Source organism: Leucobacter sp. M11 (assembly GCF_035726885.1).
Lineage (GTDB): Bacteria > Actinomycetota > Actinomycetes > Actinomycetales > Microbacteriaceae > JAPFRB01.
The window spans coordinates 757195-759779 of sequence record NZ_JAPFRB010000002.1; the positions used below are offsets into that span (position 1 = coordinate 757195).

The following is a 2585-nucleotide window of genomic DNA, read 5'->3' on the forward strand; positions in this document are numbered from 1 at the left end:
CCGCCGTCCGCCAGGAAGTACCCGGCGTTCTGGTCCAGCCGGGCCTCGGTGCGCAGCACGGAGAACTCGGCGCTGACGCCGCTCTTCTGGTCGGGGACGGAGGCCGTGGCCGGCTCCCCCGGCGCAAGCTGCGCGGTCAGCGGCACGCCGTCGGCGTCGGTGGGGAAGGCGAGGGCGTAGCTGCCCGCGGGCACCGTCAGACGGTAGGACCCGTCCGAGGTCGTGCGGACCGGGTCCCCGGCGGCGTCGGTGATGGCCGCGCCGCTCGCGTCCTGGAGCGCGACGGGCAGCCCCGACACCGGCGCCTCCGCCGCGTCGCGGTGTCCGTTGCCGTCCTCGTCCAGCCAGGTCTCGCCGCCGATCACGGCAACGTCCCGCCGCACGGAGGCCGAGGGGGCCTCCGCGTAGGGCAAGACCACGACCTCGCCCGCGGAGCTGATCCGCGAGGTCCGCCAGGCCACATTCGTCACCGCCGGATCGCCAGCGGTGGCGGCGTTCGCCATCGCGGCGGTCATCGGCGGGGCCGTCATCCCGTAGATCAGGTCGAGGGGCGGCGCGTCCTCGTCGAGCTCCCCGTAGATGCCCGCGTGCGTGAGGCGCAGCGCGGTCACGTCCGCCAGCTTCGCCGGGGCCGTGCCGGACCAGTCGTCCGTGCAGCCGGGCTGGCCGCTGGGGAACAGCTCCGGTCGGCAGGGGTTCTCCGCGGTGGAGTAGGCCACCTCCATACCGTCGGGCGTCTCCTCGATCCCGGCAAAGACGGGGGTCCAGGCGGAGCCGCGTGCCTGCCCCTGCAGGGCCTCCGAGATCGCGGTGTCCCCGTCCCGCGGCAGGACGTCGTAGGCGACCAGATCGCTCAACCGCATGTTGTTCGGGTTCTCCGTGCGGATGCGCACCCGGAACGCGGCGTCCTCCGTCCAGGAGGCTGCCACGGTGCCCGCGGCAGACCACTCACCGTCGTCGCCCGCGCTCGTGACCGCCTTCGCAATGTGCGCGCCCGAGATGGCGATCGCCGTCCACGCGACCCGGTCCTCGCCGACGTACTCGCCGGTGTCCCCGTTATCGTTGGCGTCCCACTCGTCCACCGGGAGGGACGCGTTCGGGGGGACCACCGGGGTGAGCCGGTCCATCCCGTGCGCGATGAGGGAGGCTCGCCCGTCGTGCGTGCCCTCGAGCACGGAGGGCACGGCGGTCGTCTCGAAGGTCACGGTGGGGACCTCCCCCGACTCGTGGAAGGGGTAGTCCGGGGAGTCCTCGCGGTTCGGGCTGTCGATGACCTGCGCATCCGGCCAGCTCCAGGTCAACCGCGTTCGCTCGACGCCGTCCACGTCAACCGTGTCCGTGCGCAGGGTCGGCTCGACCCCGTCGACCATGCCCAGGTCGGACCAGGCGATGCTGTCCGGGTCGAGGGCGAGGCCGTTCGGAATGATGACGGACAGCAGCGGCGTGAGGCGGGTGCCCCCCGGTCCGTTCGTGATCGTGGTGCGCCAGGTGAGGCGCTGCCCCGGCGAGACCGCCTGGATCCCCTCAGGGACGGTCACCGCGACCCGGGCGTCGGGCACCGGGTCCAGGAAGTTCTGGGTCGCGCCCACCTGATCCGTACGCATGTCGTAGGGCCACGGCGTCTCGTGCGGCGAGTGCTCGTAGATCGAGGTGTTCGAGGAGTTCAGCCCCTGCATCGTGCGCAACCCCGAGTCGGCGAAGGCCTGCGTGGAGCGCCCGAAGAAGTGGCTCCAGCTGGTCTGCGCGTGCGGATAGCGCATCATCGACAACCGAACATCGGTGACGATCTCGTCCCGGTCCAGGCCGAAGCTGAGGAGCGCGTCCGGGCTTCCGGGCTCGCCCGCGGCCGTGTTCACGCCGCTCAGGCCCTCCGGGCCGGGATCCGGCAGCTCGACGGGGCTGGTCCCGTCCGGGGCGGTCGCGTCCGGGTGGCGCGGCTCGGGCTCGGGCAGTGCGGGCAAGACGGGAGCCTCCGGCAGGTTCTCGTCCACGGCGATGGGCGCGTCGGGGGCGAGCCCCCGGCCCGGCGTCTCGTAGATGAAGACCGTTTTCTTTTCCGTCATCCCGCGCACGTCCATCGTGCGCACATTCGCCTCTGAACCGTTCCAGGTGAAGAGGCTGATGGTGCTGATGTAGCGCCAGTCGTCATTCCCGAACTGGATCTGGTTGAGGGCGAAGGCCGGGTTCTGGCAGTGGTCCTCCGGCAGCTCCTCAAGAGACCAGACCCCGGGCATCTCCTCCCAGTCCTGGGGAGAAAAATCGTTGTACGGATCCCGGATGAGCGAGTCCGGGGCCTTGGCCTCCCCGTCCACGAGACAGGGGAAGCGGGTTCGGGTCCCGGCCATGCCCAGCCGGTTGTGGTCGATGACCCGGCCGGGCGGGGTCGTCATCCAGCCGGTCGCCGCCCCCCAGCCGTACAGGGTTTTCGTGTCGTCGGAGGTGAGGTATTTGCTGCTGGCGGAGTTCGCGCCGCCGTCCCAGAGCGAGGCAATAATGCCCTTCTCCCAGTCATCGTTGATCTCCCACTCGCCGTGGAAGGTGTGCTCGGCCCGGGCCGTCTCGCTCAGGGCGTCCCCGGTGAGCGA

The 2585-nt window shown here is 71.2% G+C and carries 1 protein-coding gene; it reads right to left on the reverse strand.

Annotation, left to right across the window (positions count from 1 at the left end; translation table 11 throughout):
• Positions 1 to 2585: SdrD B-like domain-containing protein (locus OOT08_RS08035; RefSeq protein ID WP_325092083.1), on the reverse strand; the 2585-nt coding region annotated here is incomplete at both ends.